At 71.7% G+C, this 15,457-nt stretch carries 10 protein-coding genes; 6 read left to right on the plus strand and 4 right to left on the minus strand.

Annotated features, from left to right (window positions below; genetic code table 11):
• Positions 1–16 precede the first annotated feature (16 nt).
• On the minus strand, positions 17–1,507 hold the full coding sequence (locus AB0B33_RS25345) for an FAD-binding protein (protein WP_360776208.1): 1,491 nt from the start codon (positions 1,505–1,507) through the stop codon (positions 17–19).
• Between the two features lie 213 nt (positions 1,508–1,720).
• Here AB0B33_RS25345 and AB0B33_RS25350 point away from each other — a divergent pair, with 213 nt between their 5' ends.
• The 5 genes from AB0B33_RS25350 to AB0B33_RS25370 are packed head-to-tail and all read left to right on the plus strand — an operon-like array spanning position 1,721 to position 9,846.
• Positions 1,721–2,512: a hypothetical protein gene (locus AB0B33_RS25350; protein ID WP_360776211.1), complete on the plus strand. Its 792-nt coding sequence runs from the start codon at positions 1,721–1,723 to the stop codon at positions 2,510–2,512.
• A 37-nt stretch (positions 2,513–2,549) separates the two neighbouring features.
• Positions 2,550–3,977: a methyltransferase gene (locus AB0B33_RS25355; protein WP_360776214.1), complete on the plus strand. Its 1,428-nt coding sequence runs from the start codon at positions 2,550–2,552 to the stop codon at positions 3,975–3,977.
• Entirely contained in the window at positions 3,964–6,834 is a 2,871-nt protein-coding gene (locus tag AB0B33_RS25360; protein ID WP_360776217.1) for a condensation domain-containing protein, read from the plus strand. Before AB0B33_RS25355 ends, AB0B33_RS25360 begins: the two co-directional genes overlap by 14 nt.
• Positions 6,831–8,606, plus strand: a complete 1,776-nt coding sequence (locus tag AB0B33_RS25365) for a non-ribosomal peptide synthetase (RefSeq protein WP_360776220.1) — start codon at positions 6,831–6,833, stop codon at positions 8,604–8,606. Before AB0B33_RS25360 ends, AB0B33_RS25365 begins: the two co-directional genes overlap by 4 nt.
• A gap of 10 nt (positions 8,607–8,616) precedes the next feature.
• Positions 8,617–9,846, plus strand: coding sequence for a cytochrome P450 (locus AB0B33_RS25370; RefSeq protein WP_360776223.1), 1,230 nt, complete (start codon positions 8,617–8,619; stop codon positions 9,844–9,846).
• 403 nt (positions 9,847–10,249) lie between these two features.
• Here AB0B33_RS25370 and AB0B33_RS25375 read toward each other — a convergent pair whose 3' ends face one another.
• The 3 genes from AB0B33_RS25375 to AB0B33_RS25385 form a co-directional block, all read right to left on the minus strand.
• Positions 10,250–12,634 carry a glycoside hydrolase family 3 C-terminal domain-containing protein gene (locus AB0B33_RS25375; protein ID WP_360776226.1) on the minus strand — a complete coding sequence of 795 codons (2,385 nt, stop codon included), beginning with the start codon at positions 12,632–12,634 and terminating at the stop codon, positions 10,250–10,252.
• A 179-nt stretch (positions 12,635–12,813) separates the two neighbouring features.
• The gene (locus AB0B33_RS25380) at positions 12,814–13,122 is read right to left on the minus strand and encodes a hypothetical protein (RefSeq protein ID WP_247020460.1); all 309 of its coding nucleotides are present in this window, start codon (positions 13,120–13,122) and stop codon (positions 12,814–12,816) included.
• 20 nt (positions 13,123–13,142) lie between these two features.
• Positions 13,143–14,471, minus strand: a complete 1,329-nt coding sequence (locus tag AB0B33_RS25385; RefSeq protein ID WP_360776230.1) for a histidine kinase — start codon at positions 14,469–14,471, stop codon at positions 13,143–13,145.
• Positions 14,472–14,772: 301 nt separating this feature from the next.
• Here AB0B33_RS25385 and AB0B33_RS25390 point away from each other — a divergent pair, with 301 nt between their 5' ends.
• The gene (locus AB0B33_RS25390) at positions 14,773–15,444 is read left to right on the plus strand and encodes a VC0807 family protein (RefSeq protein ID WP_360776233.1); all 672 of its coding nucleotides are present in this window, start codon (positions 14,773–14,775) and stop codon (positions 15,442–15,444) included.
• The last annotated feature ends 13 nt before the right edge of the window (positions 15,445–15,457 follow it).

Raw genomic sequence — 15,457 nt, forward strand, 5'->3', positions numbered from 1 at the left:
GTCGGGCGTCCGGCTCTCAAGGAAGACGCACGGAAAACGGGTTCCGGAACACGTCGCCCGGGTCCCAGCGCGCCTTGACCCGCTGCAGCCGCGGGTAGTTGTGCTGGTGGTAGAGCTCGTGCCAGGCCAGCCCGGAGCGGTTCCACCGCTCGTCCTGCACGTCGAAGTCCGGGTTGTTCACGTAGGAGCCGTTGGTGCGCTCGTCCGGCACCGGCACCCCGCCGGTCCCCGCGTAGACGTCCGCGTAGAACTCGCGCAGCCACGCCAGGTGCGCCTCGGGCTGCTCGGAGGCGTCCCAGTGCGTCGAGTAGACGAGCTTGAGGATCGAGTCGCGCTGCGCGATCGCGGTGTCGGCCGGCGAAAGGGCGTTCATCTGCCCGCCGCAGCCGACGAACATCACACCGGCGCGGTGGTTGCCGTAGTCCTCGCGCAGCAGGTGCCGGTAGATCTTGCCGGCCTGCTCGTCGGTGCAGGGCTTGCGCAGGTCGGCCGCCTTGATCTTGAAGCTCAGCGTGTGGTCGCCGCTGTCGGCGATGCCGCCCCACGACGTCGAGTGCAGCCACGGCAGCTCCTGGCGGCTGCTCAGCGCCGGGGCGACGCCGAGGTCGCGGCGGATCGCGGCCACGTAGTCGTCGAGCAGGCCGGCCGCGTTCGGGAGGGAGCTGTCGATCTGGGTCGACATGGCGACGAACTGCGAAGCGCGCGTGCCGCACCAGAGGCCGCTGTAGAGGTCGTCGTAGGGCGAACCGGGCGCGCTGTTGCGCTCGTACCAGTCGCCGTGGTTGCGCAGCAGGCGGGTGAACGCGGCTTCGTCGAGCATGTCCCAGACCCAGACGTCCTGCTGCACCAGCAGCCGCGCGGGCGGGGTGGGGAGCAGTGCGCTCGGGGCGCCGGTCACGCCGGGGATCCGCAGCCAGTAGCGCGTGACCACGCCGAAGTTGCCGCCACCGCCGCCGGTGTGGGCCCACCAGAGGTCGTGGTTCTCGTCGTCGGGGTCGCGGGTCGCGACCACCGCGCGGGCGGTGCCGTCGGCGTCCACCACGACGACCTCGACCGCGTACAGGTGGTCGGAGACGTAGCCGAACTTCCGCGACAGCGGGCCGTACCCGCCGCCCGCGATGTGCCCGCCGAGGCCGACGCTCGGGCAGGAGCCGGCCGGGATGGTGACACCCCAGCGCTTGTACAGCGTCCGGTAGGCCTGGCCCACGGTCGCGCCCGGCTCGACGGCGAAGGCGTCGCGCCCGGGGTCGAAGTCGATGCGGTTGAGCTCGGAAAGGTCGATGACCACCTGGACGTCCGGGGCGCCGACCATCGCCTCGACGCAGTGGCCGCCGCTGCGGACCGCGATCCGCCTGCCCTCGCGGACGGCGGTGCCGACCGCGGCCACGACCTCTTCGGTGGAGGTCGCCACGCAGACGTAATCGGGTTTGCCGACCCAGCGCTGGTTCACCCCGCGCACGAGATCGGCATACCGGGCGTCGTCCGGCAGAACCGTTACCGCACCCATCGATCGCCCTCATTCCCGAGTTTATCCAACCTCGCCGAACACTACGGCGACGCCGCTGACCGCTCCAACCCCTAACCCCCCGAAACCGCTGCTCACCAGCCTCTTGCTTAGGGGCGCGCTAGGGGTTACCGGCCCGATCGGCCGCTGCTAACTTCAACGTGCGGAAATCTTTATTCTGCCGGACTGCGCTAGTTAAAGACAGGGCGGGAAATCGTGGCCGAACTCCATTCATGGCACCCGATCGACGAGCAGTCGGACGACAAGGAAGTAATCATCACGGTTGATTTCACGGTCACCGGGCGACCGGAGGCGGGGTTCGCCGAGCTCGCGACCCACCTCGAGACGCCCTACGGCGTGTGGGAGAGCCTGCCGCCCGCCGTCGGCGACGAAACCGGCATGAACGGCGACGACTACCTCGACCGGTGGACCACCGAGCTGCGGGCCAGCGGCGTCGAGGTCAAGGCGGTGTTCGGCTACTGCGCGTCCAGCGTGTTCGCGCTGGCCATCGCCGACCGGATCGCGACCTGGCAGGACAAGCCGCGGGTCGTGCTGTTCGACCCGACCGCCGCGACCGGGTTCACCGTGCTCCACTACGGCTTCTTCCGCGTGGTGGACGCCCTCGCGGCCGTGCTCACCGACGACGAGGTCCGCGACGCGCACGCCGCCGGCGAGACCGCGCAGCAGACCCACGACGACCTCGAGACGCTCACGAAGGAGTTCGTGCGCATCTACCGCGAGGTCGGCGGCACCGCCTTCGAGCGCGTCGGCCTGGAAGCCGACCGCGCCGAGGAGCTGGTCTCGTGGTTCAGCAGCTACATGACCTACCTCGTGGCGGCCTCGCAGCTGACCGTCCCCGCCGACCTGGCCGGCGTCGACGTGATCCGCTCGGCCGAACTGCCCGGCGCGCTGGAGATCGGCGCGCGCGAAGTCCGCTTCGACATCGACCACTCCGGCCTGCTCAGCCAGCCGGAGGTCGCGCAGGCCGTCCGCGGCCTGCTCGTCTGATCGCCCCCCTTCTTCCGGAAATCCAGCAGGAGAGCTGATGCCGACGTCACCGACCGGTCTGGGCACCGGCACGGAAAGCCAAGCCGAAGCCGCGCTCGCCGGGCACCCCGGGATCGCGCGCGCCCGCGTGACCCGCGAACCCGGCACCGGGCGGCTCGTCGCCCACGTCGTGCCGCGGGACCCGGTCGCCGAGGACGGCGACGACCGCAAGCGCGTCGACGAGTGGCAGCTGATCTACGAATGGGTCTACGGCGAACTCCCCGAGTCCGGGGGGCTCGGGGAGAACTTCGTGGGCTGGCACAGCACCTACACCGGGCTGCCGATCGAGCTCGCGCAGATGCGGGAGTGGCGGGACGCGACCGTCGAGCGGATCACGTCGCTGCGGCCCCGCCGGGTGCTGGAGATCGGCGTCGGCACCGGCCTGCTGATGGCCAAGCTCGCGCCGTCGTGCGAGGAGTACGTGGCGACGGACTTCTCCGCCACCGTGGTCGAGACGCTCACCGGCCAGGTCGCCCAAGACCCCGCACTGGCCCACGTGACGCTGCACAACCGCGAGGCCAACGACTTCTCCGGCCTGCCGGACCAGCACTTCGACACCGTGGTGATCAACTCGGTCATCCAGTACTTCCCGGACATCGGCTACCTCGCGGACGTGCTGCGGCAGGCGGCCGCGCTGCTCGCGCCCGGCGGCGCGGTGTTCGTCGGCGACGTGCGGAACCTGCGGCTGCTGCGGGCGTTCCGGACCGCGGTGCTGGCCGACGAGCTCGCCGCCGCGCCCGAGTCGGCCCGCGAGATCGTCGAGAACAGCGTGCTGGAAGAGAAGGAACTGCTCGTCGACCCGGACTTCTTCCCGGCGCTGGCCGCGACGCTGCCCGGGATCGCGGCGGCGGACGTCCGGCTCAAGCGGGCCCACCACCACAACGAGCTCAGCCGGCACCGCTACGACGCCGTGCTGCGCAAGGAACCCGCCGAGACGGTCGAGCCGGCGCTGACCGCGGCCTGGGACCCGGGCGCGCTGGAGGCGCTGCTCAGCGACGTCCGGCCGCCGTCCGCGCGGATCACCGGCGTGCCGAACGGCCGGGTCGCGCGCGAGCTGGCCGAGCTGGCGAAGCTCGACACCGGCCGCACCCCCGCCGCGGTCACCGCGCCGGACCCCGAAGACCTCCACGAGATCGGCAAGCGCCGCGGCTACCAGGCCGCGGTGACCTGGTCCGCCGAGGGCCCGGGCCTGGTCGACGTCGTCTACGTCCGGGCCGGCGAGCCGGTGCTCGTGCCCGGCTCGGCCGCCACGCCCGGGCTGCCCTTCACCGCCTACGCGAACGCGCCTTCGCGGGCCGCCAAGACGAGCACGTTCGTCGCCGAGCTGCGCGCGTACCTCGCCGCGCGGCTGCCCGCCGAAGCGATCCCGCACGCCTTCACCACCGTCGAAGACCTCCCCGAAGGGACCGGACATGCCGACCACTGAGGGCGCGCGGATCCCCGCGACCCGCAAGGAAGAAGGCCTCTGGCTGCTGGAGCGGCTGGTCCCCGGCGAAGGCGTGAACAACGTCCCGGGCGTCGCGCTGCGGGTGGCGGGCCGGCTCGACCGGGCCGTGCTGCAGGAAGCCGTCACGCGGCTGGTGCGCCGGTACGACGCGCTGCGGACCGTCTTCCACGCCGACGACACCCGGCTGACGAAGGAGGTGCTGCCGTCCTTCCCGCTCCGCCTGGAGGGCGAGGACACCACCGACGTCGACGCCGGGCTGCGCGAGCTGATCACGCGGCCGTTCACGCTCGACGGCACCCCGCTGCTGCGCGTCGGCCTCTACCACGGCCCGGAGCACGACTCCGTCGGCGTGGCCGTGCACCACCTGATCTTCGACGGCACCTCGATGTCGATCTTCCTGGAGGAGCTGGCGGCCGCGTACGACGCCGTGCTCGCCGGGGACCTCCCCGACGCGAGCGAGCCCGTCCCGCTGTGGCCGGAGTCCGAGCCGAAGCCGGCGAGCCTCGCCTTCTGGCGCGAGCACCTGCGCGACTTCGACGCGAGCGGCCTCGAACTGTGGTGCGGCGGCCAGGAAAGCGCCCAGCCGACCCTGCGCGGCGAGCAGCTGGTCCGCGCGTTCTCGCCCGAAGCGAAGGACGTCGTCACCGCGCTGCAGAAGGACCTCAAGGCCCCCGACGTCGTCCTGCTGCTGGCCGCCTACTACCTGCTGCTGCACGCCCACGGTGCCGGCCCCGACCTCGCCGTCGGCTTCCCGGTGAACGTGCGCAGCCAGCAGGCCCAGCGCGCGATCGGCTACCACGTCAACATCGTCCCGCTGCGCGTGCGCATCGACCCGGCCGAGACGTTCCGGACGTTCAGCCGCCGCGTGCGCGACCTGTTCTTCGAGGCGATCGCGCACGCGGACGTGCCGATGGACGTCCTGCTGCCCGAGGTCGAGCGCGCCGATTCCTCCTGGCGCACCACGATGTTCCGGCACGTGTTCAACTACCTGCCCTTCGGCGGGCGGGCGGCCACGAGCATCGGCGGCGCGCCCGCCGAAGTCGCCGAAATCGACCCGGGGCACAGCAAGTTCGACCTCGAGTTCGTCATCCTGCCCTCGGCCGGCGAGAGCCGCGTCAAGGCGGTGTACGGCGCCGAAGTACTCGGTGGCGACGACGTCGGCCTGCTGCTGGAGCGCTACGACGCCCTGCTCGTCGCGGCCGCGGGTGCGCCGGACCGGCCGCTGGGCGAGCTGGACTCGTGGGGCGCCACCGACCGCCGGGTGCTGGACGCGCCCGCGAAACCGGCGTCGCCGGACACCGTGCTCACCGCGATCGCCCGCACCGCCGGGGAAAACCCCGGCGCGCCCGCCCTCGTCACCGACGACGGCACCACGTCCTACCGCGAACTCTGGCGGGCCGCTTCGGCCGTCACGACCCTGCTGGCCGACGCCGGGACAGCGCCGGGCGACCTGGTCGCCGTGGTCGCCCCGCGCGGGCGCGAACTCGCGGCCGCGGTGCTCGGCGGCTGGCTGGCCGGCGCCACCGTGACCACGGCCGACCCGGGCCAGGCCGACGTCCTCGAGGTCGTGTCGGGCGCGAAGCTGGTGCTGGGCGCGGCGGAAACCGCGCCGCACGCCTCGATCCCGTGGCGGCCGATCTCGTACGCGGTCACCGTCGCCGTCGAGCCGGACGCCGGGGCCGTGTCCCCGGACAGCGCGGCACTGATCGGCGTGACCCACCGCGAACTCGCCGCGGCCGCCCGGCACAGCGCCGCGCTCGTGCCGCCGGGGCGCCCGGTGCTGTGGCTGACCTCCCCGGCCACCGGTGCCGCCGTCGCCGAACTGCTGCTGGCCCTGACCACCGGCGCCCCGCTGGTCGTGGCGCCCGACGCGGCCCGCACCGACGGCCGGCTGCTCGCCGGCCTGCTCACCCGCCACGACGCCGGCGTCGTGCACGCCACCCCCGCCGTCTGGTCCCGCGTGGTCGAGCACCTCGGCGAAGCCGCCGGCGGCCGGACCGCGCTGATCGGCGCCGAACCCGCGCCCGCCCCGCTCGTCCGCACGCTGCGCGCGCTGGAAGCCGACGTCCACACCGTGTTCTCCGGCGCCGGACGCTGGGTGCTCGGCGACGGCATGCCGGTCGCGGGCCTCGAAGCCGACGTCGTCGCCCCGGACGGGCGGCGGCTGCCGCTGGGCGTGCGCGGGGAGCTCCGGCTGGCCGGGACCGCCACCGGCGTGCTCGCGCACTGGCGCACCGACGGGTCCCTGCACGTCCACGGCCCGCGCGAGCGCCAGCTGTTCCTCGGCGGCACCCGCGTCGACCTGGCGACGGTGGAGGACGCGCTGACCGCGTACACCGACGTCGTCGCGGCGGCCGTCACCGCCCGGGTCACCGACGAGGGGACCGAGCTGGTCGCCGTGGTGCACGCGCCGGACAAGCCGCAGCTGGCCGCCGACCTGGCGCGGCACGCCGAGACGGCGCTGCCGCCGCGGGCACGCCCGGCCTGGTACCTGCGGGTCGACGCGCTGCCCGAGACCGCCGGGCACGAGGTGGACCGGGCGGCGGTCGCCGAACTGGCCGCCACCGCCGGGCCGCCGGCCGAAGTGCCCGCCGAGGTCGTCCCGGACGCCACGACGGCCGCCGTCATGGCGATGTTCGCGACCCTGCTCAAGCGCAACGACGTCACCGAGGACACGAACTTCTTCGCCAGTGGCGGGCACTCGCTGCTCGCCGCCCAGCTCGTCCAGTCGATCCAGAAGAAGACCGGGGTCCGGCTGAAGCTGTCCGCCGCCTTCTCCCACCCGACGCCGGCCGCGCTGGCGGAGCTGATCACCGAACGCGGGAGCACCCGATGACGACGTCCTTCAACCCGGCGCCCCGCCCGTTCGAGCGGGCCGAGACCATGCACGGCCTGTTCGAGTGGTGCGCGGACCGCTGGCCGGCCCGCACCGCGCTGCACCACCGGGGCCGCGACATCACCTACCGGGAGCTGGCGGAGACCGCCGACGCGTACGCGGCCGAGCTGCAGGCGCGCGGGGTCGGGCGCGGCTCGATCGTGCCGGTGCTGCTGCCCCGCTCCCCCGAGCTGTTCGCGACGCTGCTGGCCGTGCTCAAGTGCGGTGCCGCCTACGCGGCCCTGGACCTGCGCTGGCCGCGGACCCGGCTCGCGGAGCTGATCGAGCACCTCGGCGGCCCGGTGGTGGCCGCCGAGCGCGGGGCCCGGTGGCCGTCGATGTGGTCACCGCCGGCGCAACCGATCCTCGGCGCCCGCCCGGCCGCGGTCGACGTCGGCGCGGACGACGCGTGCGCCGTGTTCTTCACCTCCGGGACCACCGGGACGCCGAAGGGCGTGGTGACCGCGCACCGCGGCAACGTGCGGCTCTTCGACGACTGGCTGTTCACGCCGCTGGACTCCGGCGCGGTGATGCCGCAGGCGCTCGCGGCGACGTGGGACGCCTTCGGCCTCGACTCGTGGGGCGTGCTGTTCAACGGCGGCACCCTGGTACTGCTGGAGGACACCCTCGAGCTGGCGACAAAACTGCGTGACCTGGTCGCGATCCACGGCGTCACCACGATCTTCCCGCCCACCGCGGTGTTCCACAGCATGGTCGACAACGACCTCGACGCGTTCGCCGGCCTGCGGGCCGTCGGCACCGGCGGCGAGAAGCTCTCGGCCCGGCACGCGGCCCGGTTCCTCGAGGCGTACCCGGACATCCCGCTGTACAACATGTACGGCCCGGTCGAGTCGAGCGTGGCGGCCACCTGCCACCGCGTCCGGCCCGAGGACTGCACCTCGCCGGATTCGGTCCCGCTCGGCCTGCCGTTCCCCAACACCCAGGCGTACATCCTCGACGGCGACCGGTTGTGCGACGTCGGCGAGAGCGGCGAGATCTGCCTGGGTGGCAAGGGGCTGGCGCTCGGGTACTTCGAGGACCCTTCGCTGACCGCGCGCAAGTTCGTCGAGCTCGCCCTGCCGTCCGGCCCGGAACGCGTCTACCGCACCGGTGACCTCGGGCGCTGGACCGCCGGCGGGCTGCTGCACTTCGAAGGCCGCGCGGACCGCCAGGTCAAGATCCGCGGCCACCGCATCGAACTCGACGACGTCGAGCACAACGCCGGGCGCGTACCGGGTGTCGGCGCGTGCGCGGTCGTGCCGGTGACCGGGGCCGACGGCGCGTACGAGGACCTGTGCCTGTTCTACGCCGGTTCCGGCGAAGCCCCGGGTGAGGAAGAACTGCGCACCCGGCTGGCCGAGCGGCTGCCCGGCTATCTGGTGCCGGCTCTGGTGCAGCGCCTGGAGCGGCTGCCCGTGCTGGAGGACCGGAAGCTGGACCGGCGGGCGCTGGCCGAGCTGGCGGCGAGCCGCCGGATCGCCTCGGCCGCCCCGGTGGCCGAGTCCCTTTCGGACACCGAAGCCGCGGTGGCGGGCTTCCTGCGCGAGATCATCGGCGTGCCCTCGATCGCCAGCGACGTCTCGTTCTTCCGGCAGGGCGGCAACTCGCTGTCCGCCGCCCAGCTGTGCTCCCGGATCAGCCGGGACCTCGGCGTCAAGCTGCGGATCTCCCAGGTGTTCGAAGCCCCGACCGTGCGCGGTGTCGCCGGGCTGATCACCGCCGGAAAGGCGTAGGAGGAAAGCGATGCCGGTCCAGACGGCCGAGGACATGACCACCCAGATGCGGGTGCTGTGGACCCTCGGCGAACTCGGCGATCCCCTGGCGCTGCTGCTGCGCGGCCCGGAGGATCCCTACCCGCTCTACGAAAAGATCCGCGCGAAGGGCCCGCTGCACCGCAGCGAGCTCGGCGCGTGGACGACGGTCGACCACGCGACGGCCACGAAGGTGCTGCGCGACCGGCGGTTCGGCGTGCTCAAGTCCGACGGCAAGCCGATCAGCCCGGTCATCACGTCGTTCGACAACTCGATGCTCGGGGCCGACGGCGCCGACCACGCGCGGCTGCGCAAGCTGGCCACGCCGTTCCTGAGCCCCAAGGCGATCCTCGGGTTCCGCGACAAGCTGACGGCGATCTGCCACGAGCTGCTCGACCGGGTCGACACGAGCCGGGAGTTCGACCTGATGGCGACGTTCGCCGACCTCATCCCGGTCACGGTCGTCGCGACCATCTTCGACATCCCCGAGCCGTTCCTGAGCAGGTACCTGGAGCACGGCCCGAAGTTCGGCACGATCTTCGACGAGATCACGTCGGCGGAGCACATCGCGGGCGTGCAGCGGTCGCTGGACGAGCTGGACGCGCTGTTCACCGAGCTGATGGAGATGCGCCTGGCCCACCCGGGCGACGACGCGGTCAGCAAGCTCCTCACGGCCCGCGCCGAGGACCGGCTCACGACGCACGAGCTGGTGTCGATGTGCCAGCTGCTGACGCTGGCGGGCGCGGAGTCGACGGTCAACCTGATCGGCATCGGCGTCAAGACGATGCTGGAACAGCGGGCCCAGTGGGACAAGCTGGTGGCCGACCCGGACCTGGCCCCGCAGGCGGCGCAGGAGTCCCTGCGGTTCGAGGCCCCGGTCCAGCAGTCCAGCCGCGTGTCCACAGTGGACGTGGAGGTCGGGGACACGGTGATCCCGGCCGACACGGCGGTGGTGATCCTGACGGCGGGCTGCAACCGCGACCCCGCCGTGTGGTCTCGTCCCGACGTTTTCGACATCACCCGCCCGACCACCCCGGACAACTTGTCCTTCTCGGGCGGCTCCCACTACTGCCTGGGCGCGCCGCTGGCGCGGCTGGAGGCGGACGTGGCGTTCCGGGTCCTGGCAACGCGCTTGCCGAACCTGCGTCAGACGGGCCCGGCCGACCGCCGGCGCTCGGCGATCATCCGAGGCCTCCGCCACCTACCGGTGACGAACGGCTGACGATCCTTTTCCGGACGGCCGGCACCCGAACCAGGGTGCCGGCCGTCCGTGTGCGTGGGCCCGGTCGCCGTGCAGGTTGTCGTGAGTGTTCAGGAGGGTTGGAACCCTCCTGAGGGCGTGTCCTGTAAGTGGTTGAGCCGGGCTCTGGTAGTTGTGCCCGGTGGCTGGTCGCGGTGAGTTGACGGACAAGTGGTCGAACGGTGCTTCAACCGACTCGAGCAGTTCCGTGACCTGGCCCCCGCTACGCCAAACGCGCCGCCTGCTACCAGGCTGAACTCACCATCGCCGCCATCGTGCTCTGGCTCCGATGACTTACAGGACAGCTCTTGAACTCTCACGACAACCTGCGCGCACACGAAACGGCCGGTGCCCCTGTTCGGGAGCACCGGCCGTCCGATCAGCGTCAGTTCACCGCGACCTGCGTGCCCAGCGGCAGCGACGCCGAAGACGAACCCGCCTTCACCGACCGCGTCCCGCCTCCCCGCTTCCACGCCTTCGCCGCCGAGTCCCAGTAGCTCAGCTGGCGCGGGTCCACGTGGATCGTCAACGTCCGGTACGCGCCCGCCGTCAACGTCACCTTCGCGTAGCCACCCAGCGCCGTCGGGGCCTGCGGGGCCGTCACCTGCGGGCTCGGGCCGAGGAACACCTGGGCCACCTCGGTTCCCGTCCGGGTTCCCGTGTTCCGCACCGTCACCTTCACGTCCAGACCACCGTCCGACGCGTTCGTGGCCGTCAGGCCGCTGTAGGCGAACGACGTGTACGAAAGGCCGTAGCCGAACGGGAAGAGCGGGGTCACCTTCTTGTCCGCGTACCAGCGGTAGCCGACGTCGACGCCCTCCGTGTACTTCACCTGGCCGTCCTGGCCCGGGTACAGGCCGGCTTCGCCGCTGACGAGCGTGTGGGCCTCGTCCACCGGGAACGTCTGGGTCAGCTTGCCCTGCGGGTTGGCGTCGCCGTACAGCAGCGCCGTCGTCGCTTCCGCGCCCTTCTGGCCCGGGTACCACATCTCCAGCACCGCGGCCGTCTTCGCCAGCCACGGCATCTTCACCGCGGACGCCGTGTTGAGGACGACCACCGTGCGCGGGTTGGCCGTGGCGACCGCGTCGATCAGCTCGTCCTGGTAGCCCGGCAGCGACAGGTCCGGGCGGTCGAGGCCCTCGGAGCTGTCGTCGTAGGCGAACACGATCGGCGTCGTGGCCAGCTTGGCCGCCGCCACCGCCTCGGCGATCTTGGCCGTGGCCGCGACCGGGGTGAGCCAGTGCAGGTTCACCTGCAGCGGCTTGACGAAGTCCGCAAAGCCGTAGAGCAGCAGCGAGTGCTGGCCCGCGGTCAGGTGCACGGTGATGCCGGTGTAGCCGGTCGCGATGGAGTCGCCGAACAGGCCGCTCGCGGCGCCGTCCACCTGGAGGAAGCCGCCACCGCCGGTGGCCTGCAGCTGGATGCTGTAGTCGCCCTCGACCGGCGCGGTGATCGTGCCGTTGTAGAACACGCCTTCCGAGCCGGCAGGCAGCCCGCCGCCCTGGGTGTAGGCCGGGGACAGCGCGTTCGCCGGGACGACCTCGCCCGCCGGGTCGTAGCCCGTGGTGTAGGTCGTGGTGCTGCCCGCGCGCTTCTTGATGACGTCCAGCGGGGTGGCCGGCGTGGCCGACGGGAGCACGTGGGAGCTGCCGCCGCCGTTGAGCTTCGGCGTCTTCGCGTTGTAACCGATCACCGCGACCTTGCCCGACTTCGCGGTGCTCAGCGGCAGCGCCGCCTTTTCGTTGCGCAGCAGGACCGCGCCGGCCTGGGCGACGTCCTGCGCGGTCGCCGTCAGGCCGGACAGGTCACGCGCCGGGCGCGCCGGGTTGTCGAGCAGGTGGAACCGGTCCAGCTGGCCGAGGATGCGCGCGACCGCGGTGTCCAAAGCGGACTGCGGGATCTTGCCTTCGCCGATCGCGGTCTTGAGCTGGTCGCCGAAGTACGTGCCGTCCGGCATCTCCTGGTCGAGGCCCTTGGGCAGGGACTCGGGCGTCAGCGACATCCGCCAGTCCGACATCACCCAGCCCTTGAACGCCAGCTGCTCCCGCAGGATCCCGGTCAGCAGGTCGCCGTTCGCGCACGCGGACGGCCCGTTGAGGTTGTTGTACGAGCACATCACCGCGCCGGCGCCGGCCTTCACCGCCGCCTCGAACCCGGGCAGCTCGACCTCGTGCAGCGTCTGGTCGTCCATCTGGACGTTGATCGTCTGCCGGTCGTTCTCCTGGTTGTTGCCGGCGAGGTGCTTGACCACCGGGATGGTGCCCTGGCCCGCGATGCCCTTGACCTCCGCCGCGGCGATCCGCGACGTCAGCAGCGGGTCCTCGCTGAAGGTCTCGAAGTTGCGCCCGCCGTACGGGATCCGGATGGTGTTCACCATCGGCGACAGCAGCACGTCGGTGCCCAGCGCCCGGGCTTCGCGGCCGACGCCGGCGCCGTAGCGGGTGGCGAGCGACTCGTCGAAGCTGGACGCGAGCGAAACCGGCGCCGGCATGACGACCGACGGCTTGTCGACGCGCACCCCGGCGGAGCCGTCCGCCAGCCGCAGCGACGGGATGCCGAGGCGCGGCACACCGGGCACGTAACCCGCTTCGCCGACGCTGTTCGGGTCCGTGCCGCCGTGCACCAGGGAAAGCTTCTCGTCGAGGGTCAGCTCGCCGACGAGGCTCCGCACCCTCGGCGAGAACTTCGCGGCCGGATCGGCCGCGGCGCCGGCCGCCGCCAGACCGGACGTCAGGAGTACGCCGGCCAGGACGACCGCCGCCGTGCGCAACCGTGGTCGCGCACGAAGAAGATCATTACGCATAGTCACCCCAGAAACCCGCGAAAGGGTCGCCCCCACCGCATGTTGGTCCAATTGACGACCAACCTAGGTGACTACAGCACGGACCGTAACCCCTGTCTTGACCAGGGCCTTCACCGGTTCAGAGCGGCCGCGAGACGAACTCCCGGCTAATTCCGGGTGACGTCCAAGCTGGCTTCGCCGCCGCGGATCTCCCCGAGGTGCAGGTGGTACCCGAGGAAATTGATGTCGACCCCCTGGAACAGCGAGACGCTGATCCCGTTCGACAGGAAGGTCACGGAATTGTTGTCGACCTTCTGCACTTCCAGTTCCTGCCCGCCGAGGTCGACCTTGCCACCGCTGACGAGGTTGAAATGGCACGACCGATCCGCACAGCCCAGATCGATCAAATGGTCGCACCCGGCCACCGAAAAAGAAGTGACGAGAGCGAACAGGCACACCACGATCCCACGACGCATTTCGATCCCCCGATATCAGTTTACTGTTCGGCTGATGGCAGGACGCACGGAATGAGGATGGTGATTTCGGTCGGGCCGCCCGCCGGGCTGTCGATTTCCACGACGCCGTCGAACGCCGCGACCCGCCGCTGGACCCCGACGAGCCCGCTGCCGCGGCTGAAGTCGGCGCCGCCCTTGCCGTCGTCGGCGACGACGACCCGCAGGACGCCCGGCCGGTGGGTGACGCTGACCCGCACCCGCTTGGCGGCCGCGTGCTTGGCCGCGTTGGCCAGCAGTTCGGCCACGGAGAAGTAGACCGCCGACTCCAGTGCCGCGTCCGGCCTGCCGATCAGGCCGACCTCGACGTCGGTGGGCACCGGCGCGTCCATCGTGAGGTCCTCGAGGGCGGCGCCGAGGCCGCGGTCGGCGAGCATCGGCGGCTGGATGCCGTGCACCAGCCCCCGCAGCTCCCGCAGCGCGGCCGCGGACAGGTCACGCGCACCCGCCAGCTGCCGCCGGACCTCGTCGAGGTCGGTGTCGAGCAGCATCTCGGCGGTGCTGAGCGACATGCCGATCGCGATCAGCCGCGCCTGGGCGCCGTCGTGCAGGTCGCGCTCGATCCGCCGCAGCTCCGCGGCCTGCGCGTCGATGGCCGCGGCCCGCGTCGCGAAGAGCCGCTCCACCCGCCGCGCCAGCAGCGTGCGCTCGTCGGGCGCCAGCAGCCACCGCGTCCAGGCCTCGTGCAGGCTGACCGCGCCGGGCGCGGCCACCAGGCCCAGCACCAGCAGCGCGAGCCCCGCGACGGCGGTCCCGGCGACCCCGGCCGGCGTGTCCATGGGCAGCGGGAAGTACCACTCGCCGGTCGCCAGGTGCGGCGCGGTCAGCGGCGAGACCAGCAGGAACGCCCCGAACGCGGCGAGCGCGACCGGCAGGGCCGCCACCACGCCGCCGGTCAGCGGGTTGACCACCAGCCAGCACAGGTCGCGCCAGGTCGCCGGGTCGGTGAAGAACCAGCGGCCGCGGCGCTGGGCCAGGGAGACCCAGCGGGACCGGTGGAAGTCGTAGCCGTTCCAGTACCACCCGTTTTCGGTGCGTTCCAGCACCGGCAACGGGAGGTAAGGCGATTCGATCGCGCGGCCGTAGAGCGACGGCGCGCTTTTCCGGGAAAGGACGGGCAGCACCCGGCACGCGGGAATGGCGACCAGCACGGTCAGCCCCGCGGCCGCGACGTATTCCGGCAGCCAGATCGCCGCGGGCAGCGTGAGAACGCACACCTGCGCGGCCGCGAACAGCACGAGAACGACCAGTCGTGCCATTCCGGCGAAGCCGCGCCGGACGGCCGATGCGCTCCGCTGGGGAATCGACGACATCGGCAGATCATACTCTCCACGGGAGAGTGTTCCTGGTCGGCTCATCGCGTCCCCCATCCCCTCCGGGCGGCCCGATCGGGTCCGCTCGCACTCGAGGTCGTCCCAGTCTGCGGCGCCCCGAGGGGGGAGACAATCGGCTTAGGCCACACATAGGGGTATAGCCAGCCATACCCCTATGTTCGGTCTAACAGGCTCACGCCGACCAGCACCGCGACACTACCGTTGTCAACGCAAGCGGCGCCACGACGCAAGCGAATGGCACCGGAAACGCGACCGAACTCGCGATGACCCAGGAGCAGCAATGAACGAAGCCGGCATCCAGCGCACCCAAGCGGGCACGCAGTCCCACGCGGAACCCCGGAACCCGCGGCTGGCGCTGTTCGCTTCCGCCGCATTCGACCTGATCGTCCCCCTCGCCGTCTACTACATCCTGCGCCAGAACGGCGTCCCGCTGTTGACCGCCGCGATCATCGGTGGCATCGTCCCCGTCGTCCGCACCGTGTACGTCTTCGCCCGGTACCGCAAGATCGACGGGCTCGGCCTCTTCATGGTGACGATGATGGTCATCGGCACCGCGGTTTCCCTGATTTCCGGCGACGCCCGGTTCTTCTTCGCCAAGGACGGCTGGCTCACGGCCATGTTCGGCGTCTGGATGCTGATCACGCTGTTCTTCGAAAAGCCGTTCTTCCTGCACGCCGGGGTCAGCATCGCCCGCACCAAGCGGGGTGGCGCCGGCGCCGAGGTCTGGGAGCGCCGCTGGGACACCGAGCCCAAGATGCGTCACGGCCTGCGCCTGCTGACGGTGGTCTTCGGTGTCGGCATGATCGTCGACGCGGTCGTCCGCGTCGTGCTCGCCTACTCCCTGCCGCTCGACGACATCAACCTGGTGACGACCGTGCAGTGGATCGTGGTCCTCGGCGGGCTCATCGGCTTCATGGCCTACTACACCCGCAAGCACGACCTGCGTGCCTGAGGGCCCCCGGCCG

The organism is Amycolatopsis sp. NPDC049159 (assembly GCF_040648295.1).
GTDB lineage: Bacteria > Actinomycetota > Actinomycetes > Mycobacteriales > Pseudonocardiaceae > Amycolatopsis > Amycolatopsis pretoriensis_A.